Genomic DNA, 26,168 nt, shown 5'->3' with positions numbered 1-26,168 from the left:
TGCCCGTGTAAGCGTTAGGGGATGCTAGAGGGTCGATTGGTGGGCTTCAATGAAGTCAATTTAAGTAAATGACAGCCTTCATTTCTGCGGATTGGGCGCGATAATTGATGGCATTGGCGCGCGCGCGGCGCGGCCCCAGGAGACTCCGGGAAAACACCATGAACGGCTGGTTACCTACCACGTTGCCCCGTAGCAACGATCCGAAGTACCGGACGATTGCGCAGGCCTACGAGCAGGCCATCCGCGGCGGCCAGATGTTGCCGGGCGAAAAGCTGCCCGCGCACCGTCTGCTTGCGAAGAAATTGAGGGTCACGACAGGAACGGTGAGCCGCGCCTACGCGGAGCTCGAGCGCTGCGGCATGGTGGTGGCGCGCGTGGGCGACGGCACTTACGTGGCCGAGCCGGACGCCGACGGGCAAGGCCTGGGACGCCTTACGGCCGCTCCGGTGCAAACCGCGATGGCACTCGCCGCGAACGGCGGCGGCCCGGGTGCGGCGGCTGTGGTGGGTGTGGCAGCCGCGAGCCGTCCCATTGATCTCGGACAAAACGTGCCGATTCCCACCGACGAGGCTTACCTCCTTTCCGCCACGCTGCGCGAACTCGCTGCCGACGAACGGCTCTCCGGCGAACTGCTGCTTTATCAACCCGAGGGCGGCCGGCGCTCGCATCGCGAGGCCGGCGCGCACTGGCTTGCGCGCATGGGCGCGCCGGGGCCCGCCGAGCGCGTGCTCGTGACGCAGGGGGCGCAGCACGGTCTCGCCTGCGTGCTGCGGGCCGTGCTGCGTCCGGGCGACACGATTTTTGCGGAGGCGCTCAGCTACCCCGGCATCGTTGCGCTTGCGCGCCAGTTGCGCCTGAATCTGGTGGGCATCGAGATCGACGACGAAGGGATCGTGCCCGCCGCGCTCGAACGCGCGTGCCAGCTGCTCGCCCCGCGCGCGCTTTTTTGCGTGCCGACGCTGCACAACCCCACCACGGCAACGCTTTCCGAGGCGCGCCGTCTTGCCATTGCCGATGTCGCGCTGCGCCACAACCTCGTGGTGATCGAGGATCTCGTGCCGGCCGCGCTGCTCGACGCACCGCCCACGCCCATCGCGGCGCGCCTGCCGGAGCAGGGCATCGTGATCGGCAGCCTTTCGAAGGCGGTGGCGCCGGGGTTGCGCATCGGCTATGTCCAGGCGCCGCAGGACTGGGTGGGCAAGATACTCGCCGTGATCCGCAGCGACTGCTGGATGACGGCGCCGCTTTGCGCGGAGATTGCCGCGCGCTGGATCGAGGGCGGCGAGATCGACCGGCTGATCGCGCAGCAGCGCACGTTCATCGACGCTCGCCAGGCCGTTGCCGCCGAGGTGCTGGACGGCACGCCTTACCGTTGCGATCCGGCCAGCCCGCACCTATGGCTGCCGCTCGCCGAACCGTGGCGCGCGGCCGAATTCGCCACGGCCTTGCGGCATGTGGGCGTGCTCGTGAAAACGGCGGACAGCTTCGTGATCGGGCGCGGGTCGGCGCCGCATGCGGTGCGCCTCAGCCTGAGCGGCGCGCGCAGCGACGACGCCTTGCGCGAAGGACTCACGCATCTGGCGCGGACGCTGCGCAACGGGCCGGAGGGGCTTTATTCGGCGTGAGGGTGCGCTGTGCAGGCCGGCAAACAGGCCTTCTTCCTGCCGGAGCGGCTAGATTGCGGGAGCGCTGAATGAATCAATGGGCGGCCGCGGCGACTTCGGGAAAGAACGCGGCTGGGCTGACCCGGAATCGTTGCGCCAGCAATCCAATCTGACGAGCGTTCAAGTCCCGCTTGCCGCTCAGAATTTCCGAAACGACGCCCTGGCTCCCAATCTCGGGCAGATCGTTTTGTTTCAGCGCATGCTGATTCATGAGTTCCTTGAGAACCGCCTGGGGCGTCGACCCCGGTATGTCGTGATGGACGTCCTCGTAGTCGCCAATGAGGGCGCCGAGAATGTCCACCAGCGGTGCAAGCTCGCTGCGTTCGTCGCTGCCGCCGGCATCGAGCAGCCCGTTGAGCACGCGCACCGCTTCTGCATGGTCGGCTTCGTTCGCGAGCGGATGCAGCGGAACGCGGTTCGTCAGCGCAGTCAGGTGTCCGATCATTTCGCGGATTTCACCTGGCTCAAACGTCAGGGTTTCCATTTGTCGTACTCCTTATGTGTCAGGACATGCCTCACGAACAACATCTGCCGATTGAAATGGATCGCCGCAAGCAGCCGATATTTGTTTCCGCCGAGGTTGAACACGTAATAGTCGCCAACCTTGTCGACGGAATTGAATGCCTGCTTGAGAGCGGCGAAGTCGTGAAACGAGGTCTCGACAACGATAGGGCGCCACGCCCAGGCCGGATCGTGCGCCTCAGGGTGTTCGGCACAGAAGTCACGGAGAGGGGTGTCGGAAATCACTCGCATCGAGGTAGTATATCTCGGATTGAGATATCGTCAAGCTGGCCAGGTGGACGCGATGTTGCTGGCGAACCTGTACCGCACGAAGGCAGTGATTTGCCTCTCTTTAAGTGTCGCTTAAGAGTCGTTGGCCAAAGTAGACCCCGACTCTGCATGAGTCACGTCCTTTCGAAGCAAGATGGATCAAAGGAGGTAAGCACATGCGATTTCGCACGGTTTTCACCGCTGGCGCCATTGCGCTGGCCCCCGCGCTGGCGCTGGCCGACCAGCCCGTCATGGTGCGCGTGAACGGTCAGGTCATTCCCGTTCAGCAGAGCACGCATATCGTCCAGACGTCGGCGGGTCCGGCGCGCGTCAGCACCTGGAGCTGGCATAGTCCGGACGGCCACGCCAACGTTCAGATGATGAGCAGCACGGGCGGCGCGCCGCCCGAGTGGGCGCTGCGCCAGATGCAGGCGATGCAGTCGCAGATGCAGTTGATGCAGACGCAGATGCGCATGGCCCAGGCGCAGATCATGCAGCTTCAGCAGGCGGCGCTCACGGGCGGGACCGTTATTCCGGCGCCGCTTCCGGTGATGTTCGCAACGCCGGCATGGGCGGTGACCGGCGGACCGGTTTCTGTGACCGAACCCGCGGGCGGCGCGGCACGCACGCCAGCCCCGTCTGCCTTCCCCGCTGCGCCTGCGCAAGGCGCGCAGTCCGCCGGCGTGAGGCTCTGACGCGGCGATGGCTGCCGGGGCCGATGAGCGCCCCGGCAGCATCCCTCGTTGGCTACCGCCATCAAGCGGCACGCCCTGGCTGGTTTCTTCTGGTTTCCCTGGTTTTCCCGCAGGCCGGTCTTTTCGTTAGACTGCCAGCCTGAGCGCAAGCATAACCAGCAACCAGGAGACATATGACCTTCCCCAACAAATACCGGGTGTTGTTGATGATCTGGCTTCTCCAGTTCGTCAACTACCTCGACCGCATCAATCTCGCGGTCGCCGCGCCGACGATGATGAAGGAACTGTCGATCGGCCCCGATCTCTTCGGTTTCGTCCTCGCGGCCTTCACCTTCGGCTATGCGATCGCCCAGATTCCGGGCGGCGCGTTGGCCGACCGTTTCGGCGCGAAGCGGATGTTGATCGTGAGCCCGGTCCTCTGGAGCCTTTTCACGGGCGCGACCGGCTTCGTTTCGACCGTGCTCGCGCTGATCGTCGTGCGCGTCCTGTTCGGTTTTGCCGAAGGCCTGTCCAATGGCGCGAGCTTCAAGTCGGTTGGCGACTACTTTCCGCCGCAGGAGCGCTCGACGGCCAACGGTCTCTATCTGTCCGCGCTGGCGCTGGGGCCGGCCTTCGTTGCGCCGATCGCGGTGTGGTTTCTGATTCATACGGGCTGGCAGGGCATGTTCCGCTGGCTCGCGCTGCCCGGTCTCGCCATGGCTTTGCTGGCGGTGTTCCTCATGCCCGCAACCAGGGTGTCGCGCGAGGCGGCTGCCACCGGCGCGAGCGAGCCGGCTCCGCATACGGGCGGGTCGTTCGGCGCGGTCATGCGGATGCCGCGGTCGTGGCTCATCTTCACCGCCTATCTTGCGTTCAACGTTGCGTTCTGGGGCTATCTGGGCTGGATGCCGAGCTATCTTTCGATGGCGCGCCACATCGATCTCAAGACGCTCGGCTTCGCGGCTTCCGTGCCGTATTTCGCGGGCACGGTCGGCATGTTCGTGTTCGGCTGGCTTGGCAGCACGGTCCTGTACCGCGCGCGCTGCCTGCTGATCGCATTCATCTACCTCTGCACGGCAGCGTGCCTGTACGTGACGTACAACGTGGATAGCGCCGCGCATAGCATCATCGGCCTCTCGGCCGCCGGGTTCTTCCTGTACGGCGGATTCGGGCCGCTCTGGTCGGTGGTGCTGGACCTCACGCCGAATACGAGTCGCGGCGCCTTCTCGGGTTTCGTGAATTGCGGCGGCCAGATCGGCGGATTTTTTGCGCCTATCGTGGTCGGCTGGATCGTCGGAAGGACGGCCTCGTTCACCGGCGGCTTCATCTTCATGAACGTCGCGCTCGCCATTGCCGCCGTCTGCTTCCTGCTGCTGCATACCGTCGTGCGCTCGCGGCAGCCGGCGGTGCTCGCATCGGGCAAGGCTGCATGAGCGCGAGCGGCGGTGCGCTTGCGGAAAGCGAAGTGCTTGCCGGCGGCGTGCTCACACACTACGCGACGGCGGGCACCACGGGGCCTGCGGTGCTTCTCGTTCATGGGCGCGGCATCGGTGCATCGGGGGCCACGGAGTGGCATCGTTTGTTGCCGCTGCTGGGACGGGCCGGCTTTCGCGCGTACGCGCCCGATCATCTTGCGATGGGCTGGACCGATCTGCGTCCGCATGCGTGGCCCGTCAATGGCTACGAGAGCCTGATTGGCCACATGTTGGCCTTTCTCGACGCCATGCAAATCGAACGGGCCTTCGTGATCGGCAATTCGATGGGCGCCTATGTGGCGGCGCGCCTTGCGATCGATGAGCCGCGCAGGGTGGCGGCCCTCACGATGATCGGCAGCAACACGCTGGCTGCCGCCCTCGGCCTGATTCCCGCGCCGGTGCCCGCCATGCCGCGGGAAGAGGACTGGCAGCGCGAGGGAATCCGGCGACAACTGCGGATGCAGTTCGCCGAGCCGTCCGCGCTGCCGGAGGCCATGCTCGATCAGCGTGTTGCGGCGGCTCAGCGGCCCGGCGTGCGCGAGGCTACCGCAGCGTTGATCGGCGCACTACGCGCGCGGGCAGGTGACGAGACGGCGAGGGCGGCTTTTCCGATCGGCGACAGTCTGCCAAAACTCAGGATACCTATGCAGCTCATTTGGGGCGAGCACGATCATGTCGCGCCCGTTGCGCTTGTGCATCAGATCGCCGCGTTGTTGCCCGCTCTCCCTTGCAGCGTGATTCCAGACGCAGGCCATCTGTGCCATATCGAATCTGCCGATGCGGTGGCGGATTCGATCGTGCGATTTCTACGCCAGATAGCGTTCCGGTAGTTCAGGACAACTTGCTATTTGTCCCTGCCGATGGGCGTTCATGCTCGCCGCCGCCCCTTGGTGCGTCCCCCAGGAGCGTGGGGCAAGCTGAAATCCGCCTGCTTCGCGACGATCCGCAATCCGCTGCGGGCACGTGACAGGACATCGCCGTCGTATTCCGAGGTGTACACCGCATAAGCGGAGTGCGCGAACGCCGGTGCGCCGCGGACCAGGAACACCTCGCCTTTCTCGAGAAACGGCGCCACGGTGCCGGCGCGAAAATATCCGGCTCCGCCCACTCCCAACAGATAAATCAGCGCCAGCGGCCCGAGCGAAATCATGACCGGCGGATTCGGCAAATCCGGAAAGGCCGCGCTATGGTTCGCCGCGAAATTGGGCCCCCAGTCGACGTACACATAATCTTCCGGGTCGAAGCGGCCGTTCGCCATGCTGGTCACCATGACGAGCTTTTCTTCGAGCAGCAGTTCGCACACGAGCCCCGGACGCCGCGGCGGGTTGTAGAGCAACGCGAGATCGAGCGACCCGTCTTCGATGTGATCGAGCAGGCGATTGGGTGCGTCGACATCGGCGCGCAACGCCACTTCCGGGCAGACGTGATGCATCCACACGAGCCAGTCGGCCAGCAGCGGCTGCCAGATGGTGGGCTCGCCACCCACGCTGATCCCGTCTTCCCGCCCCGGCGGCAAGCCAACGTGCTGTCTTGCCCGCTCCCAGCCCTGGACGAGGCTCGTCGCGTGGCGGACGAAACGCTCCCCGGCTGGCGTGAGCCGCGCCCCGGCCTTGTTGCGAACGAAGAGCGGGCGCCCGAGCTGCTGTTCGAGCGAGCGAATGCGGGCGCCCACCGCGGTCTGGGTCAGATGCAGGCGCTCGGCGGCGGCGACGAAACTGCCGCTGCCGGCAATTTCCAGGAAGGTACGGGCGAGGTCGATGTCCATCGATTCAGTGCAATATTTTTGCGGTCATTGGAGATAATAATTCATTTGTCAATTTTTAAATCGATATCCAGCATAGAGGCTGTCGTGATCCGCGAACACGCGCGGCCTGGCTGCTCGTGTGCCCGTCATCTCTTTACAGATCGCTTTCCCTTTCCGCTGCTGGAGTTCTGCCATGTCCAGTCCATTGCGCAACGTTCAAACGCTTGCACGGACGCCGCTGTGCGAAATGCTCGGTTGCCGGTATCCGATCCTGCTGGCGGGAATGGGGGGCGTGTCGCGCCATGAACTCGTGGCGGCGGTGGCGGAAGCCGGCGGATTCGGTTTTCTGGGCATGGTGCGGGAACCGCTCGACCTGATTCGCGACGAGGTGACCCGGTTGCGGCAGCGCACGGGCCTGCCATTCGGCGTCAATCTGATTCCCGCGGCGACCGGCTCCGAACTGCTGCGCCAGCAGATCGATTTGTGCATCGAGCTGCGCGTGCCGGTCGTGGGCCTGTTCTGGGACGTTGTTCCCGATGTGATTGCCACGTTGCGCGCGGCCGGCATTCTGGTGGTCTATCAGGTTGGCTCGGTGAACGACGCGCAACAGGCGCAGCAAGCCGGCGCCGACGCGCTGATCGTGCAGGGCGTGGAAGGCGGAGGTCACGTGCGCGGCAGGCAGCCGCTCGCGGAACTGCTGGCTCAGGTGCTGGCCGTGACGGACGTGCCGGTGGCGGCGGCCGGCGGCATCGGCGACGGCCAGGACGTGGCGCGGGTGCTGGAACAGGGCGCCCAGGCCGCGGTACTCGGCACCGTGATGATCGCCACGCACGAATCCTTTGCTCACGAGTATCACAAGCGGCGTCTGGTCGAGGCGCAGGCCTCGGAGACCGTGCTGACCGAAGCGTTTCATATCAACTGGCCGCCCCACGCCGCGGTTCGCGTGCTCGGCAACAGCGTGACTCGCGGCGAGCACGGCGATCCGTTCGGCTATGGTCGAACCGTGATCGGCGACGAAGAGGGACGCCCGATCTATCTGTTCAGCACCGATTCGCCGCTACGCTCGATGGCGGGAGACTACGAGGCGATGGCGCTCTACGCGGGCCTGGGTGTCGGGCGCGTCACGATGGTGGAGCCCGCCGCGGAGCGCGTGGCGCGCATTGTGGCCCAGGCGGCGGAGTTCATACGCCGGCTGGATGCCCCGTCGACGGAATTGAGCTCGCCGGTCTGCTATGCCGCCGAATTCGAACGCGAAAACAATGAGGCCGTCGTCGCGCGGCTCGATGAACTGCTCGAGGCCGAGCGCGCGGGTGCGCGCGTGACGCTGGAAACGGCGGCTCAAACGCGCGACGCCGGGCAGCGCGATGTGATCGAGGCCATCCATCGCGACGAGGTGAAGTGGTGCGCGATGCTGGCGCACGCGATTCGCACGCTCGACGGCATGCCTAGTTCGCACACCGGCGCTTTTTATGCCAAGGCGATGGCCATCGACGATCTGCTGGAACGCCTGGCGTTCGTCAACCGCGGTCAGGCGTGGGTGGCGAGAAAGCTGCGCGAGGTGCTGCCGCTGGTGAACGACGTGGCTATCCATCGGAGCCTGACCGAGATGCTGGTGGCGCACGAGCTTAATCACGACAGGGTCGAGGTGTTGCTCGGCAGTGCAGGCTGATGAATGAACGGCGGGGATGAGGATGGAATTTTCGATGAACAGGATAACCAGGGACTTTCGGCGGTGAGGCAAGGAAAATGACGAGCGAGCATAAAGGCGATTTCACAACGGATGTCCGGCTCCTGCGCATCAGCGCCATAGCAGCGGTTGGCGGCGCATTGAGCACGGTCGCCGCCGATTTTCTGCTGCACCTGATCCGCTTCTTCACGAACCTGTTTTTCTTCCAGACGATCTCCACGGCGAATCATTCGCCTTCGCAGAACACACTGGGGCTGTTCGTTGTCGCGGCACCCGTGATCGGTGGTCTATTGGTGGGATTGATCGCGCGGTACGGTTCGGAGCAGGTGCGCGGACATGGCATACCGGAGGCCATCGAAGCGATCCTGTTCGGGAAGAGCAAGATGTCGCCCAAGGTAGCGGTTCTCAAACCGCTGGCCTCGGCGATTGCGATCGGCAGCGGCGGGCCGTTCGGCGCGGAAGGCCCGATCATCATGACGGGCGGCGCGATTGGTTCGCTCGTCGCGCAATTTTTCCATCTGACGAGCGCCGAAAGGAAGTCGCTCCTCGTGGCCGGAGCGGTGGCAGGCATGACCGCGGTGTTCGGCACGCCCATTGCGGCGGTGCTGCTCGCAATCGAGCTGCTGCTGTTCGAACTGCGGCCCCGCAGCCTCCTGCCGGTCGCGATCGCGTGCGCGGTGGCGGGCTTCACGCGACCGCTGCTGCTGGGCAGCGGGCCGCTGTTTCCTTTGCACACCTTGCCGCTCGGCCCGATCGGCTTCGTGGCATCGGCCGCTGCCGGTGTGATCGCCGGCGCCTTGTCCTGGGGGCTATCCACCTCGCTGTACAAGATGGAGGATCTCTTCGGCAAGCTCCCCATCCATTGGATGTGGTGGCCCGCGCTGGGTGCGGTCGCGGTCGGTATCGGCGGGTACTATCAGCCTCGCGCGCTTGGTGTCGGATACGATGTTATCGGCGATCTGCTGCAAAATCATCTCGCCGTTGGCGTGGTGATCTCGATCGTTCTCGTCAAAGCCATTATCTGGGTCATTGCGCTGGCGTCGGGCACGTCGGGCGGTGTCCTCGCGCCGTTGCTGATGATGGGGGCAGGCGTGGGCGCCGTGGTCGCGCCTTATATGCCCGGAGGCCAGCCCGCGATCTGGCCGCTCGTTTTCATGGCTGCCGCGCTGGGCGGCATGATGCGCGCGCCCATCATGGCGTCGGTGTTCGCGTTCGAGCTGACGGGGGACATGAACGCCATGCTGCCCCTGCTGGCGGCGGCTGCGGTGGCCTACGGCTTCACGGTCCTCATGATGCGCCGCTCGATTCTGACCGAGAAAATTGCTCGCCGCGGTTATCACATTTACCGCGAGTACAGCGTTGATCCGCTCGAGCGGCACTATGTGGACGAGGTGATGACGCGGACCGTCGAGGCGATCGATGCTGGCGCAACGGTCGCCGACGTGCTGCGCGACCATTTCGGCCCGCAGCAGAAATACCGTGCCTTTCCTGTCGTGGCCGATGGAATCCTGGTGGGCATGGCAGATCGGACCTTGCTCGAGCGGGTGCCGCCCGGAGAGTGCGGCAAGCCTGTGACCGCATTCCTCTCGCCGCAACGGCCCGAAGTCGCTTTCCCCGGCGAAACCTGCAGAAACGTGGCGGCCCGCCTGGCCGTTACCGGTCTCGACCGTGTGCCCGTTGTCGAGGACGCCGGTACGTATCGCCTGCTCGGCCTCGTATCGCGGCACGACCTGGTCAAGCCGCTGTTGTCGGTGTTCACGGAGGAGCGCGAGCGGGAGCAGTTCCGCCGGGTCTGGTTTTCAGGGGGTACGCGCTTCGCACCGGTTGGCAAGCCGCAGGACGCTCGCGGTGAGCGCGCGGGGGAGACGACCGGGTCAAGCCGATAAAACGGAGGAGCAGGATGCCGCATGACAAAACGGGAAATGTCGGATTCCGAAAGATTGTGTCGCTCATGAAGTCGACCATGAAGAGCGCACTCGCCAGGCGCGGCCGCCACCTCTACGACGCGCCGAACGACTACTACGCGATGTGGCTGGATCCGCTCATGGTCTATTCCTGTGCGTGGTTCGAGCATGGCGACGAAGATCTCGCTACGGCGCAGCTTCAAAAGATCGACCGTGTGCTGACGAAAATCGATCTCAGGGCTGGCCACAGGCTGCTCGACGTCGATTGCGGTTGGGGGGCATTGGTGATTCGGGCGGCAGAGAAGTTCGGCGCGCGTTGCGTTGGCGTTACCCGATCGAAAAATCGCTTCGACTGGGCCAACGAGTGCATCAAGGCGGCAGGCCTGTCCGATCGCGTCGAGATCAGGCTGCAGGCCCGCCCTGACGTGGAAGGCCGGTTCGACAGGATCACGAACCTTGGCGTGCTGGGCTACGACGATCGCAGCGATTTTCCTGAGTATGTGGAAGCGTTGCACGAACATCTGGCGCCGGACGGCGTGCTCGTCAGCCACTGCGTCATGTCGGCCCGGCCGGTTGGGCGGCGGTCCCGATACGACAGCGCTGAATTTTTTGGCAGTTACGCGCTGGCGGATGACGAGCCGCCCGATCTTGGCCATACGTTGACCGCGATGCGCGACGGTGGACTTGAAGTGTCCTGCATTCAGGACCTGCGTCGGCATTGCGTGAGAACGCTGCGCTTATGGGAAGCCAACTTCAGGGCGAAAGAACTGGCGTTGCGGCAACTTGTCGACGAACAGCATTTCAGGGCGTGGTGCGATCATTTGAGCGACTGGGCCACGGCATTCGAGCTGGACGACGTATCGATCTACGAAATCATCTCGCGGAAAGTGGGCATGCACGCCAGTTTGCTGCCCTGGCCTTGCGAGGCGGGTTGATTGCCCGATAGTCTCCCGCGAGGCTATGCGTGACTTGCCGTGACCCGTTCCGCCAGCTTCGCGTCGTAGCTCGAATGCACATGCACGCGCTTCTTGCCCGGAAAGGCGTAGTGATAGGCCTTGCGCAGGGCAAGCGAGGCTTCGTGGAAGCCGGAAAGAATCAGTTTCTGCTTGTTGGGATAGGTCGCGATATCCCCTGCCGCGAAAATGCCCGCGCGCGAGCTTTCGTAATATGACGTGTCGACGGCGATGCGTCCGCCTTGTATTTCTATCCCCCAGTCGACAATCGGGCCGAGGTCCGCGACGAGACCGTAGAGCACGAGCAACTCGTCCGCCTCCAGACGGGTCGCCCCTTCAATCTGATGGACATCCACCGATTCGAGCCGGTCTGCAGGCGCATTCAGGCCGGCGATCGTGCCGACCACGAAGCCGATTTCGCCGGCCTCGATCGACTGCCGCAAACGCGCGACGCTTGAGTCCACCGCGCTGAACGCATTGCGGCGATGCACGAGCGTGACCTGCCGTGCAACAGGAAGAAGGGCCAGGGCCCAGTCGAGCGCAGAGTCTCCTCCGCCCGCCACGACTACGCGCTTCCCGGAAAAGTCGCCGATATTCTGCACGCCGTAGTGAAGATGACGCCCTTCGAGCGATCCGGCTTCCGCGAGAGCCAGGCGCTGTGGAGCAAAGGCGCCGTTACCCGCGGCGATCAGGACCGCTGCGGTATCGAACCGGAGTCCCTCGCCGGTGCGGACGATCCAGCGCCCGTCTTCGCCCGGCTCGAGGGTTTCGATGCGTTGGCCGAGATGGATCGGAGGATCGAACGGCCGGCATTGCTCGAGCAGCCGATCGACGAGATCGCGTGCCGTGCACGATGGGACGGCGGGAATGTCGTAGATCGGTTTGTCCGGATAGAGCTCGATGCACTGGCCGCCAATGCGCTCGAGGGTTTCCACGATCCGACACGAGAGTCCGATGACCCCGGCCTCGAATGCCGCAAAGAGGCCTACGGGACCGGCGCCGACGATCAGCACGTCTATGCGGATGGGATCGCCTTCCGGAGCGTTGCTCTGAGATGTCATATTCGTTTCCGCGTCTGACCTGACAACCTTACGATACCGCTGCGGCCGCGTGCAAACAACGATGCCATCACGGCTGGTATGGACAATGCAGATTCTGGTACGCCGGAAACAAGTGAACAAGAAACACGGCTAAGTATAGATATCCTTATTAAATTGAATGGCCTCGACCGTGGAATCGAGATAGATGGCGCTCGAATTTCCGGGTATCGAAATTGCTGCGCGCTTCTGCCTCTGATTCATATGAATCAAGCCGTTCAAGGCTCAATTCCCGCTGAAGAATCCGCTCTTTCCGGAGAGAAAAGTAACTGGATAAATATATCATGAAGTGATATTGCGGCTATAATGGAACGAACTCAAACTTGGGGATCTGCCGTGTGCAGAAATCCGCTGGAGGCAATGATGTATCCAGGCTGAGTTGAGCAGCGCGTGCCTGCCGTCTGGACGTGCCCTGCTCGGGAACCATTTCACGGAAGAGGGTTCGCACGTTGCGCCTGGGCTTCGGCGGCAATGGCGTTGTGCGTGCCGCCGGTAGTCTCGACCTGTAGCACATACAGACAACGGACACGGAGGCAATCGATGAATGGCAAGCTCTCCAATCCGGCGCCGCTAGGGCTGGCCGGATTTGCTTTCACGACGTGGATGCTCAGCATGGTCAATGCGGGCTGGTTCAGTTCAGACGCATTGGGGCTCGTGCTGGCGCTCGCGTTCGCTTTTGGCGGCACCGCGCAGATGATTGCGGGCGTACTCGAATTTCCTCGCGGCAATACGCTCGGAACCGTGGCATTCCTGAGTTACGGTGCCTTCTGGTGGTCGTTCGCGTTGTTCGTCGCGTTTCTCGGCACCAAGGTGCCGCCGGCGTTTCTCGGCTGGTATCTCTTCGTCTGGGGCGTTTTTACGTTCTACATGTGGATAGGCTCGATGCACACGAGCACCTCGGTGCAACTCGTGTTTCTCGCGCTCTGGATCACGTTCCTGTTGCTCGCCATCGGCGTATGGACAGGATCGGCGCTTGCTACGCATGCGGGCGGCTACATGGGACTGGCGACGGCCGTGCTGGCGTTCTACGCATCGGCGGCCATGGTCATCAACGAGAGCTTCGGGCGCACCGTGCTTCCGACGCATCCTTACGTGGATAACGCTCATCCGCAACCCGCGTGACGATTCCGCGACGCGTCTTTGGGGCGCCGCCCGATGCGGCGGCGCTGCGTCTTCCGTCTCCCAGGAGGAAACCATGTCCGAGCATCAGGTGTTCCCGGTGCCTGCCAACCGGGCCGCGCAGGCGTGGATAGACGAAGCGCGCTACCAGGAAATGTACCGGCAGTCCGCCGAAGACCCCGAGCGTTTCTGGGGCGAGCACGGCAGGCGTCTGGACTGGATCAGGCCATATACGCAAGTGAAGGACGTATCGTTCGCGAGCGACGATCTGCATATCCGCTGGTTCCATGACGGTACGCTCAACGCGTGCAGCAATTGTCTCGATCGCCATCTCCCCACGCGCGGCCATCAGACGGCGATCATCTGGGAGGGCGACGATCCGGCCGTCAGCAAGACGCTCACTTATCGGGAACTACATGAGGAAGTCTGCCGGTTCGCGAATGCTCTGAAGTCCTTAGGTGTCAAGCGTGGCGACCGCGTGACGATCTACATGCCGATGATTCCCGAGGCTGCGGTCGCCATGCTGGCGTGCGCGCGCATAGGCGCCGTTCATTCGGTGGTGTTCGGCGGATTTTCGCCGGAGGCGCTCGCGAATCGCCTTGAAGATTGCGATTCCCACGTTCTCATCACGGCAGACGAGGGCGTGCGCGGCGGTCGCGCGATCGCGATGAAACAGAATGCCGATGCGGCCATGGCGAAGTGGTCGAAAGTAGACACATGCGTAGTGGTCAAGCGCACGGGTGGGCAGGTTGCGTGGGTGGAGGGCCGCGACCACTGGTATGCCGACCTGATTGAGCGGAGCACGGCGGACTGCCCGGCGGAAGAGATGAATGCCGAAGACCCGCTGTATATCCTCTACACCTCGGGTTCCACGGGCAAGCCCAAGGGCGTGGTGCATACCACCGGCGGCTATCTGACGTATGCGGCGATGACGCACCAGTATGTCTTTGACTATCGGGACGGCGATATCTACTGGTGTACGGCCGATGTCGGCTGGGTGACGGGGCACAGCTATATCGTGTACGGCCCGCTCGCGAACGGCGCTACCACGGTGATGTTCGAAGGGCTGCCGAACTATCCCGATAGCTCGCGGTTCTGGCAGGTCTGCGACAAGCATCAGGTGAATATTCTGTACACCGCACCAACTGCCATTCGCGCGTTGATGCGTGACGGCGACAATCCGGTGCGCAAGACCTCGCGTCAGTCGCTGCGGCTCCTCGGCACCGTCGGGGAACCGATCAATCCCGCGGCCTGGTTATGGTATTACGAGGTGGTTGGCGACAAGCGCTGTCCCGTGATCGACACCTGGTGGCAGACGGAAACGGGCGGCATCATGATCGCGCCGCTGCCGGGCGCTACGCCGCTCAAACCCGGTTCCGCCACGCGGCCTTTCTTCGGCATACGCCCGGCGCTGGTCGACGAAAAAGGCGAAGTGATCGAGGGGGCGGGTAGCGGAAGTCTGTGCATGCTCGACTCGTGGCCGGGTCAAATGCGCTATGTGTATGGCAATCCTGATCGCATGCGGCAGCAGTACTTCAGCCAGTTCGAAGGTAAGTACTACAGCGGTGATGGTTGCTTTCGCGATGAAGACGGCGACTACTGGATTACCGGCCGTATCGACGACGTCGTCAATGTATCGGGGCATCGGCTTGGCACGGCCGAAGTGGAGAGCGCGCTGGTTGCCCACCCCGACGTCGCGGAGGCGGCGGTGGTCGGGTTCCCGCATGATCTCAAGGGGCAGGGCATCTACGCGTACGTGACGCTCAAAGTCGGCATTGAGCCGACCGAAGCGCTGCGCGCGGCGCTGGTGAAGCTGGTGCGCAGCGAAATCGGGCCGATCGCGAGCCCGGACTTCGTGCAGTGGGCACCCGCATTGCCGAAGACTCGCTCAGGCAAGATCATGCGTCGAATCCTGCGCAAGATCGCGGGCGGCGAGTACGACCAACTGGGTGACGTTTCCACGCTGGCGGATCCCCGCGTGGTCAAGGAGTTGATCGATCATCGCATTGCCCACTGAGGCAGGTGGAGAGGATGCCGAAGCAAAGTGGGCTTTGTACCGAAGCGGCATCTACTGCGGCGCGAGGCCCTTGCTGCGCAGCCAGTCCGGATTGAAAAGGCGTGCCTGATACAGGTTGCCGCGGTCGCACAGCAGCGTCACGATCGTATGTCCCGGCCCCATCTGCCGTGCGAGCTGCACCGCCGCCGCCACGTTGATGCCTGTCGATCCTCCGACGAACAAGCCCTCTTCGCGCAACAGGCGGTACACCATGTTCACGCAGGTGGGATCGTCGACGTGAACGGCGTCGTCGATCGGCGTGCCTTCCAGGTTGGCCGTCACGCGCGACGAGCCTATGCCTTCCGTAATCGAGTTGCCTTCCGAGCGTAACTCGCCCGATTTCACGAAGTTGTACAAAGCGCTGCCGTCGGGATCCGCCAGCACGATCCGCACGGCGGGATTCTTTTCCTTGAGAAAGCGGGCGACACCTGCCAGCGTACCGCCCGTGCCGGTGGCGCATACGAATGCATCCACGTTGCCGGCCGTATCGCGCCAGATCTCGGGGCCGGTGGTTTCGTAATGCGCCTGGCGATTGGCGAGGTTCTCGAACTGATTGGCCCAGATCGCGTTCTCCAGTTCACCCGCCAGGCGGGCCGCGATCTTCTGGTAATTGTTCGGATCACGATACGGTGCGGCGGGCACGGGCCGTACCTCGGCGCCCAGCGCGCGCAGCAGCGCCATTTTTTCCGGCGACTGCGTTTCGGGAATGACGATCACGCAGCGGTAGCCGCGTGCAGCGCAGATATGCGCGAGGCCGATTCCCGTATTGCCCGCCGTGCCCTCTACCACGGTACCCGCCGTTTTCAGGCGGCCCGTGCGTTCGGCGTCCTCGATGATGTAGCGCGCCGCCCGGTCCTTGACGGATCCGCCCGGATTCATGAATTCAGCCTTGCCGAATATTTCGCAGCCGGTTTCTTCGCCAAGTTTTGCAAGCCGGATGAGCGGCGTATTGCCGATCGCGCCGGTAAATCCCTCTGACACGCGCATGACGCCCTCCGCGGCGAAATGGATCCTTCATGGAGAATAGACGGCTGGACAGCGAGCGGGGTAGCGCGATGTTCCCGTGCCGTCTTCGGCCGGGTTATCGCTTGATTGTGTCATGTTGTGATATAAAATGAAAGCGGGCCCAAAGACGGCACCATACAAGGGAGGGTCGGACATGTTGGTTACGTTTCAATCGCGGGCTGCGCCTGACGTAGTCATGCTCAGGGATCTCGCTCAATATCTGCTGGGGATCGTGGGGCGAAGGCTCGACACGCTTGGCGTCATTTCGCACGACGAATTGCCAAAGGCGATCGCGCGCATGGAGGCGGAGATCGCCGCAGCCGGGCACCGTGAACTGGCCCTGCAATACTCGCGCGATCCCGACCATCGATCTGCCAACCAGCTTTCCCAGCGAGCCTGGCCCTTTATCAACATAATGAGAGAGGCCGAAAAGCAGCACGCCGACATTATCTGGGGGCTATAGCCCCGGGCGTCGTGCAGGGCCGGAAAAAGCCGCGCAGCGGGCCGCCCTGCTGTGCGATATCAATGCGCGCCGCGTTTGTTGTCGTGGGCGTGCTTGCCGGCGGGTTCGAAACGGCGCCTGGCCGGGCTGAGCGCAATGCGGCGAAAACGCTCGCGCTTTTGCTCTTCTTCGAAGTGGGCGAGCGACGGCTTGACGAGATCGCTGCGGGACACGATGCCCACGAGCTGCAACGATACCCCGTCCGCGACCACCGGCAGGCGCTCGAGCCCGTGCACGGCCATGCGTGTGGCGACCTGACGGCAGGTCTCGGTCGGCAGCGCCACCACAGTCGATTTTCCGCCCAGCAGTTCGCCAACCGGTGCGTCGGCCGGCCGGCTGTCGCGCCATGCGTCGAGCGCCGCGCGGTCGAGCACGCCCCGCACCGCGCCGTTTTTCACCACCGGGTAGGCGCGCCGCGTCTGCGTCGGGCCAAAGTAGCGGTCTAGCGTGTCCTGCACGCTCAGGCTCGCGTCGATCGCATCGACGCCACGCGTCATGACTTCGTCGACATAGTGCCGTTCGAGCGGATCGACGCCGTATTCGCGGTAAATGTGATAGCCGCGCCGAGCGATCTTTTCGGTCATGATCGAGCGCTTCATCACGACCGTGGCGAAACCGTGAGCGACGAGCGTTGCCGCGAGCAGCGGCAGCAAGGCGTTGGCGTCGTGCGTCAGCTCGAAGGCGAAGACGATGGCCGTCAAGGGGGCGCCGAGCGTCGCGCCCAGCATGGCTGCCATGCAGACGAGCGGCCAGAGCGCGGGGTCGCCGCCGGGCAGCACATGGCTGAGCACCACGCCGAGTCCCGCGCCCAGCATCAGCAGCGGGGCGAGCACGCCGCCGGAGGTGCCGGAGCCGAGCGCGATCACCCACATGATCGCCTTCACGGCGAGAATGGCGAGCGCGGCCTGCACGACGATGTGCTGATGCAGCAGGTCGCCGATCACGTCATAGCCCACGCCGAGCGCGCGCGGCTCAAGGAAACCGCCCACGCCCACCGCGAGTCCGCCGATTGCCGGCCACCACATCCAGTGGATCGGCAGGTTGCCGAAGAGGTCCTCGGTCTTGTAGAGCGCAGCCGAGAGGCTCGATGCAAGCGCTCCCGCAAGGAGGCCCGCGACGACGCAGGAGACGAGCGAAAGGGCTTGCGGTGGCGGCGTGTCGAGCGGGAAGAGCGGCCCGGTCGAAAAGAAGATCGCACGCGCGAAGCCGGCCACGGCGCAAGCGAGCGCCACCGGCAGGAAGCTGCGCGGGCGCCATTCGAACAGCAGCAGCTCGACGGCCAGCAGAACCGCGGCCACGGGCGTGCCGAACACGGCCGTCATGCCCGCTGCCGCGCCGGCAACGAGCAGCGTTTTACGCTCCGCGGAGGTGACTTTCACGCATTGCGCGATGAGCGAACCGATGGCGCCGCCGGTCATGATGATCGGGCCTTCGGCGCCGAACGGGCCGCCGCTGCCGATCACGATGCCGGAAGAGAGCGGCTTGAGCACGGCGACCTTCGGCGACATGCGGCTCTTGCCGAAGAGAATGGCTTCGATGGCTTCGGGTATGCCGTGGCCGCGAATCTTGTCCGAGCCGAAGCGCGCCATCATGCCGACAATAAGACCACCCATCACGGGGACGATCACAACCCACCCGCCGAGCTTGTTGAGCGCGGGCGAACGATCGGCGAACGAGAAATGGCCGAAGAAAAACAGGTTCGTGAAGAGGTGGATCAGGCCGAGCAGCACGAATGCGGCCACCGTGCTGAGCACGCCTATGCCGGCCGCCAGCGTGCAAATGTAGGGCAATCTGTCGTTGACCGAAAAATCTCGTTTGTGGGTGTTGTGACTCATGGAATTCAGGAATCGATCTGCGGAATGGTGAATCTGCCCTCGAGCGAGCGCAGCTCGGCACGATGCATTTCGGCAAGGCGCGCGAGGATCCGCTCGCCTGCCGGCAAGATATGAACTTCAACCTGGCGCCGGTCCCGCTCGCTGGCGCGACGCTCGACGAGTTCCAGCGCTTCGCAGCGGGACACGAGGGCCACCACACCGTGATGCTGTGCCTGGAGCCGTTCGGCGAGTTCGCCGACGGTTGCCCATTCGCGGCCGGGATAGCCCTTGATATGCAGGAGCAGCAGATACTGAAGCGGCGTAACGCCTTCGCCCTGGGCTGCCTGCTCGGAAAAGCGCTCGAAGCGCCGCATCTGATAGCGGAACTCCGAGAGCTGTTCGAAGTTCGTTTTACTCAGGTTTCGCGTGGGTGTTTTCATGAGGCATTCATCGCGGGGGTAAAACGCTATTTATATCACGATATGATATAAATCGACGAGCATGCCCGTGGTGGGCATGTCCTCTTCAGGCCGCGAGACTCTCCTGTGCCAGCGTCTGTCTATACAGCCCCGCGATGAGGTCGGCTTGCGTGATGATGCCCGCGAGTTGGCGGTGCGCGTCGACGACTGGAATGTGATGGTGTCCCAGGTCCGCGAACAGCGTGACCAACTGCACGATCGGCGTATCGGTATGAACGGTCCGTACGTGGAGGGTCATCAGCCTCGACACGGGAATGTCGATCTGATCGCCCGGCGCGAACCATTTGTTCACGAGGCGTTCCACGCGGTTGCCGCCCCCGGCCGGGCGGTAGCTGTCCGCGAGGTCGGTACGCGTGACGATGCCGATCACCTGCCTGCCGGCGTCGACGACCGGCAACGCCTTGATGCCGTGCCGCTTGAGCAGTTTCCACGCGGCGTTGGCCGTCGTATCCGGGGTGATGCTGATCACGTCGCGCGACATGACGTCCGCCGCGCTCAGCTCGCTGAACGTGCGCGCGTAGGCGCGGATTTGCGCCTCGCGCAGCACGGCTTCGAGATCCTCGGGAGCGATGTCCAGCATTTCGCTGCGCTGCTTCAGGACCGCCTCCAGATCGGCGCGCGAGAAGCCCGCCTGTGTCGCTTGTGCCGCCTGTGCCGGTCGCGTGGGCAGGCCGGCTGCGGCCTTTGCGTTGGGCTCGGTGCGCGCGGCGGCGTGCGGATACCGATGTCCGGTGATCGCATGGTAGGCGAGGGCCGCGCCAAGCAGTACGAACGATTGAGCCGCGATGGGTTCGAGCACGAAGCCGTAGCCGAGCGAGTGGATCGCCGGCCCCCCGAGCACGGCGGTGAGCGCCACGGCGCCTGAAGGCGGGTGCACGCAGCGCAACGTGAACATTACGGCAATCGCCACGCCGGCCGCAACGGCCGCGGCAAGGATCGGATCATCGATCAGGAGTCCACAGGTTACGCCGACCGTTGCCGAGACGAGGTTGCCGCCGATGATCGACCAGGGTTGAGCGAGCGGACTGGCCGGCACTCCGAAAAGCAACACGGCCGAGGCGCCCATCGGCGCGACGAGGAGCGGCACGGCAACGCCGTTTTTGAGCGTGAAGTGCATGAGTGCGCCGGTGAGCGCGAGGCCGACGAGCGCGCCGAATCCGGCGCGAATCCGTTCCGGCCACTTGACCGTCACGGGAACCGGCGCAAAACGGGACAGCCAGCCCAAGAGCCGGGAATACGTTGGATTCAATTTGTACGATGAAAACGGGTGGCGGAGCAGCGCCCAAAGATAGGCGAAAGCGGCGCTCCGGGGAAAGAACATCTGGTGATATTTATATGGGATTGTGACATATCGCCGTCAGGCCGACCAGTTGCTGCACGGTTTGGACAGACGAAACCAAAGCATGGGCAGTTCGAAAGAGTTAGAAATGTGACGGTTTACGTTGTATTATCAATTAATTTCGTCATTTCACGCCTGTCATGCCAGATACCCTTCCAGACGAAGCCCGCCTCGCCGCCGAAATCGACCGGCTGAAGGCGGAGTTTCCCAAGACCCGAGAGCTTTACCGCGAGGTCTGCGCCCTCATGTTCTTCCGCTTCGGCATCACGCCCACGGCCAACCGGCTCTATCAACTGGTGCGCCGGGGCAGTATGGGTACGCCCACGGCCGTGCTTGGCGAGTTCTGGAACGAGCTGCGCGAGAAAAGCCGCGTGCGCATCGAGCATGCGGACATGCCCGAGGAGCTTCAGGGCGCGGCGGGCGAGTTCGTCGGCGCTCTCTGGAACCGGGCGAGCGCGGCGGCTGCGGCCTCGCTCGCCGCGTTGCGCGACGAAGTGGAGGAGGCGCGTCGCGCCGCGCAGGCAATGGCGGCGGCCTTGCAGGCCGATCTCGCCCGTACGGAGACGGCGCTGGAGCAGCGCACCACGGCTTTGCTCGCGGCGCAGGTGCGAATTCACGAACTCGAGCAGGCCCAGACTGCCGCCCAGGCCTCTACCGGGGCGCTCGAGGCCGAAGTCGCGCGGCTGCAGGCAGCGGAAAAGCGTGCCGTGCTGGAGGCGGATCGCGAGCACGCGGCCAATACGCGCCTGCAACGCGAGGCGGAGACAGCGGCCCGTCGTGCGGCGCGCGCGGAGGAGAGTGCGCGCACCGAAATCCAGTCGCTGCAGACGCAACTGGGCGACCTGCGCCATCAATCGGGCATGCTCGAAGGGCACCTCGAGGCGTTACGCGCGACTCATGCGACGCAGGTGCAGGAACTCAAAACGCTGCGCCGCAAGCCTGGCGGCGCGGAGCAGACGGCGCCGCGCGCACCGCGCCGGGCGGGGCGGCCGGCGGCGGAAGCCGCCAAGCCATTGCGTCCTCACCGCAAGGGGAGCGCGTAATCGTGATCGGCGGGTTGTTCTGAAGCCCCCGGGTGTCGTGCATTCGTGGCTCCATGAACTGCGGTTGTCATGGACCTACCGTTGGGACCACGATTTCCTTATCGTAACGGGCTTTCCAGTGCCCCATCGAGGATGCCGACCATGACCGCCGCCCACACCAACCAGCCGCCTTCGTCCCGTACGCGTGTGCGCCGCGAGGCACACCGCGCGGATTACGACAAGGCGACGCTGCACGCGATTCTCGACGAGGCGTGGCTTTGCCATGTGGCGTTCGCCGACGACCACGGCGTGCATTGCATCCCCACGGCGTGCTGGCGCGAAGGCGACTATCTCTACATCCATGGCTCGAACGGCAGCCGCATGCTCAAGGTGGCCGACGCCGGCGCGCAGGTCTGCGTGACGGTGACGCATCTGGACGGGCTCGTGCTTGCGCGTTCAGCATTCAATCATTCGATGAACTATCGTTCTGCCGTGATCTACGGTGTGTTCGAAGCGGTTCCGGCCGATCACAAGGCCGCGGCACTCGATGCGTTCATGGAGCGTCTGGCGCCGGGCCGTGGAAGCGAGGCGCGCCGGGGCAACGAGAAGGAGCTGGCCGCGACCACCGTGCTGCGGATTTCGCTCGCGGAGGCCGCATCGAAGATACGCAAGGGCGGCCCGAACGACGACGAAGCGGACCTGGGGCGCGCGGTTTGGGCAGGAGTCCTGCCGATGGCGCTGCGGCCGCTGCCGCCCGAGGTGGAGCGCGCCGCGAGCGGTGCGGCGACGCCCGATTATGTGGACGAGTGGGCACGCCGCGCTGCCAATGCGCCGGCTGCCGGCACCGCGGACTGAGCCGCGCGCTTGCCTCGGCCGGTCTACGCCTCTTCGGGCGGCACGTTCTGCACCATCAGCATGCGCGGATTCGACAACGGAATCTGCGCCGCGCGCAGCCGCTTCAGGATATCGAACAGCAGGTCGCTCTTCGTCGAGGCCGCGATACGCGGGCTCGACACATAGCCTGTCACGCTGAGCGTGATGCCGTCCGGCGTAAGCTGGCTGAACGTCACCGAGGGCGCGGGCTTTTCCAGAATCGCCGGATGCTCGAGATAGGCTTCGAGCAGCAGGTCCCGCACCTGTTCCGGGTCCGTGTTCAGCGGAAACGTCAGCGCGAGCGTCGCGACGCCCTGGGTGCTGTCGCCCATCGTCACGTTGCGCACGTTCTGCGAGATCAGTTGCGAGTTGGGCACGATCATCGTCGAGCGGTCGCTGAGCTGGATTTCCGTCGCGCGCACGTTGATGCGGCGAATGTCGCCTTCCACGCCGCCGATGCTGATCATGTCGCCCACCTTCACCGGGCGCTCGGTCAGCAGGATCAGCCCCGAAACGAAGTTCTTCACGACTTCCTGCAGGCCGAAACCGATACCCACGGACAGCGCGCTGACGATCCACGCGAGACTGTCCCATCTCACGCCGAGCAGTGACAGCGTCAACAACACCAGCAGCACGTAGCCCACATTCGTGAACAACGTGATGAGCGAGACGCGCATGCCGGGATCCATGCCGAGCGTCGGCATGAACTTGTGCTCCAGCCAGCGCCGCACCGAACGCAGCACATAAAAGCCGACCACGAACCCGATCACTGCGTTCGTGATGTGGTCCGGCATGATGTTGAGGCTTTGCAGCCGCTGCCCGCCCAGCGTGGCCATGAAGCTGTTGATGAGATCGCCAGGCGTGGTGCCGAAGCCGCCCGTGAGCAGCGCGACGACCGCGAGCAGGATCAGGAGGCTCGTGCCGAGCCCGGACAGCACGGTCTGCGCCTGGTCGAGATGCCGGTCCTCGAGTCCGAACAGGTTCTTGATCTGCTTGCCGGTCGCCAGATTCGCGGCGAACAGACTTTCGAAAACATCGCGAGTCAGTTGCGTCAGTACATAAAGGCTGCACAGCACGATTTCGAACCAGACGAGCTCGTAGGTGATGAAGCGGGCGACCGTGATGTAGCCGATGGCCAGCGCGATCAGCGACGCGGTGATCGCAAGCGACACGCCGGCATGGATCAGCCCCGCGAGCGTGGCGTGCGACTCCGGCGCCTTGCCGGCCGCGGCCAGCGCGCTGCGCACGCGGTTCGCGCGCAGCAGCGCCGCGCCGACCGTCAGCACGATGACGAGCGAGACGACGCCGCGGCCGAACAGGGTGAGCGACAGGCTCGTGTCGATGATCCGGTTGATCGCTTCGATCGTGCCGGACACGAGCAGCAGCGCGGCCAGCACGCTCGGAAACGGCCGCAGCGCGTGCGCGACGGGATCGGCCAGCGCGGGCAGCCGCCACGTCGGATGATGCCGGCTGATGAGCGCGCGGCCGAGGCCCGCGATCAGCGCGCAGGTCAAGGTCAGCTTGGCGAGCTGGGTCCACAGGTCGTCGAGGGCCGGCGTGAGTTCGAAATGGCGGGCCAGCGCAAGGTAGAGGATCTGCATGGCGATGCCGGTTGCCAGCAGCGAAGCGAGCGTGGTCGCGAGCGCGAGGGCGCTGCGGCGCAGATGGGTGGCAGGCAGGCGATGCAGGCAGATCCAGGCGAACGCGCGCTCGACCAGCCGTCTGCCTCCAATCCAGACCGCGAGCGCGGCGCACAGCAGCAGTACCGTCCCTGCACGCCGCCCCGGCTGCCACACCGACTTCACCATGTCGCCCAGTTGCGCGTTGAACGTGGCGAGACGCTGGACATCGTCGGGCGGCTGCCGGAACAGCGGCAGCCAGAACTCCGCGCTGAAAATGCCGCCTGTGCGCAGGGCGAGCTGGTTCTTCAACAGGCCGCGGTGCAGCTTCTGGAACTGGTCGGTCAGATTGGCAAGGTTGGTCTTCTGGTCGACCGCCTGCTGCAAAGCGGCGTCGATCTGCGCCTTGCGCGCGCTCAACGCTGCCCGCTGGCGCGCCACGCCCGAAGTGCTGGGCGAGGCGCCGGGCTCGGGCGCGGGACCGAGCACGTCGAGCTGGGCCTGGAGCTGCGTGCTCTGAAGCGCGAGCTGGCTGCGCAGCTTCTCGACGTCCGCGCTCAGGTCCTGGGTCGCGTCGGCGAGCGCGTCCAGCTCCTTGCTATTGGTGGCCTCCGACGTTTGCTGCTTGATGCGGTCCTGCTCGGCCTGCATCTGCTTGAGCTGCGCGAGCGCATCGCCAGGTGCGATGTCGGGAGGCGGGGCGCCTACGCCGCTCGCGCTCACGGCGGATACCGCCGTCGGGAAGGCCGATGCCGGGGCGAGCGCCGCAAGCTGCAGCAGCGCAATGAAGGCGATCCGGAGCGCGAGGCCGGGAAGTCGTGGTCTCGAGGTCGGACGCTCGTGATGTGTCGGCATGGTGGGTGTTGGCGTGATTTTCTGGCTTGCGCCGTGGGTCCGGTTGAATGTTACCGGCAAGCGCGGGCCATGATTCTCCTGGATGTCCGAAGCAGGTGTGCGGTTCGCGGCGCGCGATGCACGGACTGCCCGGAGCGCGCCACACAAAGATTTGCTTATGTGAAATTATCGTGGTATTTTTTCATGAAATTTAACGAGTAAATTTTCACAGACGGTGCCATGTTCGTCGAATCGAGCCAACACATAGACAGTTACTACGCGCGCACCTGGCCGGGCGCGCTGCCCGTGCGCGACCCGCTGGACAGCGATTGCAGCGTGGACGTGGTGGTGGTCGGCGGGGGTTTTAGTGGCTTGCATTCGGCGCTGCGTCTCGCGCTGGCGGGCAAGCGTGTAGCGCTGCTCGAAGCGAGCCGCGTGGCCTGGGCCGCCTCGGGGCGCAACGGCGGGCAGGCGCTGCTCGGCTGGTCGTGCGATATGGGGCCGCTCGAGCGCTCGCTGGGCGTGGCGCGCACGCGGCAGCTCTGGGAGAGCATGTGCTGGGCCGCCGGCGAGGTGCGCGAATTGCCCGTGCGACACGGCTTCGATGTCGACTACCGGCCCGGCAGCCTGTGGGCGGCCGTGAGGCAGAGCCGCGTCGGCGTGCTGCGGGAGGCGCGCGACGAGGCCATTCACAAGTGGGGTTACGACAAGCTGCAGTTCATTCCCGAAGCGGAAATGCCCGAATGGATCGGGAGTCCTCGCTATCGTGCGGCGCTCTACGATCCCGAGGCGGGGCATCTGAATCCGCTGAAACTGGCGCTCGGTCTGGCGGAGGCCTTCGAGCGCGCGGGTGGCCGGATCTTCGAGCAAAGCCGCGTGCTCGCGTGGCAGGAGACGGATTCGGGCTTCGTTGTCCGCACGAACCGCGGGACAATGCGGGGGGATACGCTCGTGCTCGCGTGCAACGCCTATATCGACCGGCTCGACCCCAACCTGGCAAAACGCGTGCTGCCCGTCGGCACCTGGCAGGTCGCGACGCGTCCGCTCGATCCCGCGCTCGCGCAGTCGCTGTTGCCGCGCAACAGTTGCGTGATCGACAACCAGTTCGTTCCCGACTATTTCCGGCTGAGCCCCGATCACCGGCTGCTGTTTGGCGGCGCGTGCACGTATCTTGGCGGCATTCCCAAGGACATTGCCGCCGCCATCCGCCCGAGTCTCGAGCGCGCTTTTCCCAGGCTGCGCGGCGTCGAGTTCGACTATGCGTGGGGCGGACATATCGACATCAGCATTCGGCGCACGCCGGACGTGGGCCGCGAGCGCCAGCGCTACTGGCTGCAGGGCTTTTCCGGTCATGGCGTATTGCCGACGCTGGCGGCCGCGCGCGCGGTCACCGACTCGATCCTCGGCGACGACCGCTTGCTCGCGCTTTACCAGAGCATTCATAATCCGCCGTTTCCGGGCGGCGAGCGCTTCGCTGCGCCGCTGGAGGCGCTCGGCAAGCTGTGGTATCGCCTGCGCGACGTTGTTTGACGGGGGC

22 protein-coding genes are annotated in these 26,168 nt (G+C 64.6%); 13 read left to right on the top strand and 9 right to left on the bottom strand.

What is annotated here, in order from left to right; all coding sequences use genetic code 11:
* Positions 1 to 158: 158 nt before the first annotated feature.
* Complete coding sequence (locus BAC01S_RS10615) at positions 159 to 1,625, top strand: aminotransferase-like domain-containing protein (RefSeq protein WP_027794746.1); 1,467 nt, start codon at positions 159 to 161, stop codon at positions 1,623 to 1,625.
* A gap of 73 nt (positions 1,626 to 1,698) precedes the next feature.
* Here BAC01S_RS10615 and BAC01S_RS10610 read toward each other — a convergent pair whose 3' ends face one another.
* The gene (locus tag BAC01S_RS10610; protein ID WP_027794745.1) at positions 1,699 to 2,148 is read right to left on the bottom strand and encodes a helix-turn-helix domain-containing protein; all 450 of its coding nucleotides are present in this window, start codon (positions 2,146 to 2,148) and stop codon (positions 1,699 to 1,701) included.
* Positions 2,136 to 2,411: a type II toxin-antitoxin system HigB family toxin gene (locus tag BAC01S_RS10605; protein WP_245616561.1), complete on the bottom strand. Its 276-nt coding sequence runs from the start codon at positions 2,409 to 2,411 to the stop codon at positions 2,136 to 2,138. The genes BAC01S_RS10610 and BAC01S_RS10605 overlap by 13 nt, the downstream gene beginning before the upstream one ends.
* Positions 2,412 to 2,611: 200 nt before the next feature.
* Here BAC01S_RS10605 and BAC01S_RS10600 point away from each other — a divergent pair, with 200 nt between their 5' ends.
* From BAC01S_RS10600 to BAC01S_RS10590, 3 genes are all read left to right on the top strand, one after another.
* Positions 2,612 to 3,130, top strand: coding sequence for a hypothetical protein (locus tag BAC01S_RS10600; protein WP_027794743.1), 519 nt, complete (start codon positions 2,612 to 2,614; stop codon positions 3,128 to 3,130).
* Positions 3,131 to 3,303: 173 nt separating this feature from the next.
* Positions 3,304 to 4,542, top strand: coding sequence for an MFS transporter (locus tag BAC01S_RS10595; RefSeq protein ID WP_027794742.1), 1,239 nt, complete (start codon positions 3,304 to 3,306; stop codon positions 4,540 to 4,542).
* Positions 4,539 to 5,414 (top strand): alpha/beta fold hydrolase, encoded by an 876-nt coding sequence (locus tag BAC01S_RS10590; protein ID WP_027794741.1) that lies wholly within the window; start codon positions 4,539 to 4,541, stop codon positions 5,412 to 5,414. Before BAC01S_RS10595 ends, BAC01S_RS10590 begins: the two co-directional genes overlap by 4 nt.
* Positions 5,415 to 5,452: 38 nt before the next feature.
* Here the strand turns inward: BAC01S_RS10590 and BAC01S_RS30935 are convergent, their stop codons facing one another.
* Positions 5,453 to 6,349 (bottom strand): LysR family transcriptional regulator, encoded by an 897-nt coding sequence (locus BAC01S_RS30935; RefSeq protein WP_043201876.1) that lies wholly within the window; start codon positions 6,347 to 6,349, stop codon positions 5,453 to 5,455.
* Positions 6,350 to 6,521: 172 nt separating this feature from the next.
* Between BAC01S_RS30935 and BAC01S_RS10580 the strand changes: the two genes are divergently transcribed.
* The 3 genes from BAC01S_RS10580 to BAC01S_RS30930 all read left to right on the top strand — a co-directional run bounded on the left by BAC01S_RS10580 (position 6,522) and on the right by BAC01S_RS30930 (position 10,854).
* Positions 6,522 to 7,997 (top strand): nitronate monooxygenase, encoded by a 1,476-nt coding sequence (locus BAC01S_RS10580; RefSeq protein ID WP_027794740.1) that lies wholly within the window; start codon positions 6,522 to 6,524, stop codon positions 7,995 to 7,997.
* Between the two features lie 77 nt (positions 7,998 to 8,074).
* A complete protein-coding gene (locus BAC01S_RS10575) occupies positions 8,075 to 9,901 on the top strand; it encodes a chloride channel protein (RefSeq protein WP_027794739.1) in 1,827 nt (608 codons plus the stop codon).
* A gap of 77 nt (positions 9,902 to 9,978) precedes the next feature.
* A complete protein-coding gene (locus tag BAC01S_RS30930) occupies positions 9,979 to 10,854 on the top strand; it encodes an SAM-dependent methyltransferase (protein WP_084168512.1) in 876 nt (291 codons plus the stop codon).
* 23 nt (positions 10,855 to 10,877) lie between these two features.
* On the opposite strand, the gene BAC01S_RS10565 is transcribed toward BAC01S_RS30930, so the two are convergent.
* Positions 10,878 to 11,933, bottom strand: coding sequence for an NAD(P)/FAD-dependent oxidoreductase (locus BAC01S_RS10565; RefSeq protein WP_027794738.1), 1,056 nt, complete (start codon positions 11,931 to 11,933; stop codon positions 10,878 to 10,880).
* A 576-nt stretch (positions 11,934 to 12,509) separates the two neighbouring features.
* On the opposite strand from BAC01S_RS10565, the gene BAC01S_RS10560 reads away from it, so the two are divergent.
* Positions 12,510 to 13,091 (top strand): acetate uptake transporter, encoded by a 582-nt coding sequence (locus tag BAC01S_RS10560; protein WP_027794737.1) that lies wholly within the window; start codon positions 12,510 to 12,512, stop codon positions 13,089 to 13,091.
* A gap of 73 nt (positions 13,092 to 13,164) precedes the next feature.
* Entirely contained in the window at positions 13,165 to 15,105 is a 1,941-nt protein-coding gene (gene acs / locus BAC01S_RS10555; protein ID WP_027794736.1) for an acetate--CoA ligase, read from the top strand.
* 51 nt (positions 15,106 to 15,156) lie between these two features.
* Here the strand turns inward: acs and BAC01S_RS10550 are convergent, their stop codons facing one another.
* Entirely contained in the window at positions 15,157 to 16,131 is a 975-nt protein-coding gene (locus tag BAC01S_RS10550) for a cysteine synthase A (protein WP_027794735.1), read from the bottom strand.
* Between the two features lie 172 nt (positions 16,132 to 16,303).
* Here BAC01S_RS10550 and BAC01S_RS10545 point away from each other — a divergent pair, with 172 nt between their 5' ends.
* The gene (locus BAC01S_RS10545) at positions 16,304 to 16,612 is read left to right on the top strand and encodes a DUF1840 domain-containing protein (RefSeq protein WP_027794734.1); all 309 of its coding nucleotides are present in this window, start codon (positions 16,304 to 16,306) and stop codon (positions 16,610 to 16,612) included.
* A 59-nt stretch (positions 16,613 to 16,671) separates the two neighbouring features.
* Here BAC01S_RS10545 and BAC01S_RS10540 read toward each other — a convergent pair whose 3' ends face one another.
* The 3 genes from BAC01S_RS10540 to BAC01S_RS10530 form a co-directional block, all read right to left on the bottom strand.
* A complete protein-coding gene (locus tag BAC01S_RS10540; RefSeq protein WP_027794733.1) occupies positions 16,672 to 18,486 on the bottom strand; it encodes a chloride channel protein in 1,815 nt (604 codons plus the stop codon).
* 5 nt (positions 18,487 to 18,491) lie between these two features.
* Positions 18,492 to 18,905, bottom strand: a complete 414-nt coding sequence (locus BAC01S_RS10535; RefSeq protein WP_027794732.1) for a MarR family winged helix-turn-helix transcriptional regulator — start codon at positions 18,903 to 18,905, stop codon at positions 18,492 to 18,494.
* A gap of 85 nt (positions 18,906 to 18,990) precedes the next feature.
* Positions 18,991 to 20,136, bottom strand: a complete 1,146-nt coding sequence (locus BAC01S_RS10530) for an HPP family protein (RefSeq protein ID WP_043201931.1) — start codon at positions 20,134 to 20,136, stop codon at positions 18,991 to 18,993.
* Positions 20,137 to 20,423: 287 nt separating this feature from the next.
* Here BAC01S_RS10530 and BAC01S_RS10525 point away from each other — a divergent pair, with 287 nt between their 5' ends.
* The gene (locus BAC01S_RS10525) at positions 20,424 to 21,326 is read left to right on the top strand and encodes a DNA-binding protein (RefSeq protein WP_027794730.1); all 903 of its coding nucleotides are present in this window, start codon (positions 20,424 to 20,426) and stop codon (positions 21,324 to 21,326) included.
* A 141-nt stretch (positions 21,327 to 21,467) separates the two neighbouring features.
* Positions 21,468 to 22,160, top strand: a complete 693-nt coding sequence (locus BAC01S_RS10520) for a pyridoxamine 5'-phosphate oxidase family protein (protein ID WP_027794729.1) — start codon at positions 21,468 to 21,470, stop codon at positions 22,158 to 22,160.
* Between the two features lie 23 nt (positions 22,161 to 22,183).
* Here BAC01S_RS10520 and BAC01S_RS10515 read toward each other — a convergent pair whose 3' ends face one another.
* Positions 22,184 to 24,652, bottom strand: a complete 2,469-nt coding sequence (locus tag BAC01S_RS10515; RefSeq protein ID WP_027794728.1) for a DUF3772 domain-containing protein — start codon at positions 24,650 to 24,652, stop codon at positions 22,184 to 22,186.
* A 219-nt stretch (positions 24,653 to 24,871) separates the two neighbouring features.
* Between BAC01S_RS10515 and BAC01S_RS10510 the strand changes: the two genes are divergently transcribed.
* Positions 24,872 to 26,161, top strand: coding sequence for an NAD(P)/FAD-dependent oxidoreductase (locus BAC01S_RS10510; RefSeq protein WP_027794727.1), 1,290 nt, complete (start codon positions 24,872 to 24,874; stop codon positions 26,159 to 26,161).
* Positions 26,162 to 26,168 lie beyond the last annotated feature (7 nt).

It is taken from the genome of Paraburkholderia acidipaludis NBRC 101816, assembly GCF_000684975.1.
Taxonomy (GTDB): domain Bacteria; phylum Pseudomonadota; class Gammaproteobacteria; order Burkholderiales; family Burkholderiaceae; genus Paraburkholderia; species Paraburkholderia acidipaludis.
This window is presented reverse-complemented; position numbering and strand designations above follow the sequence as displayed.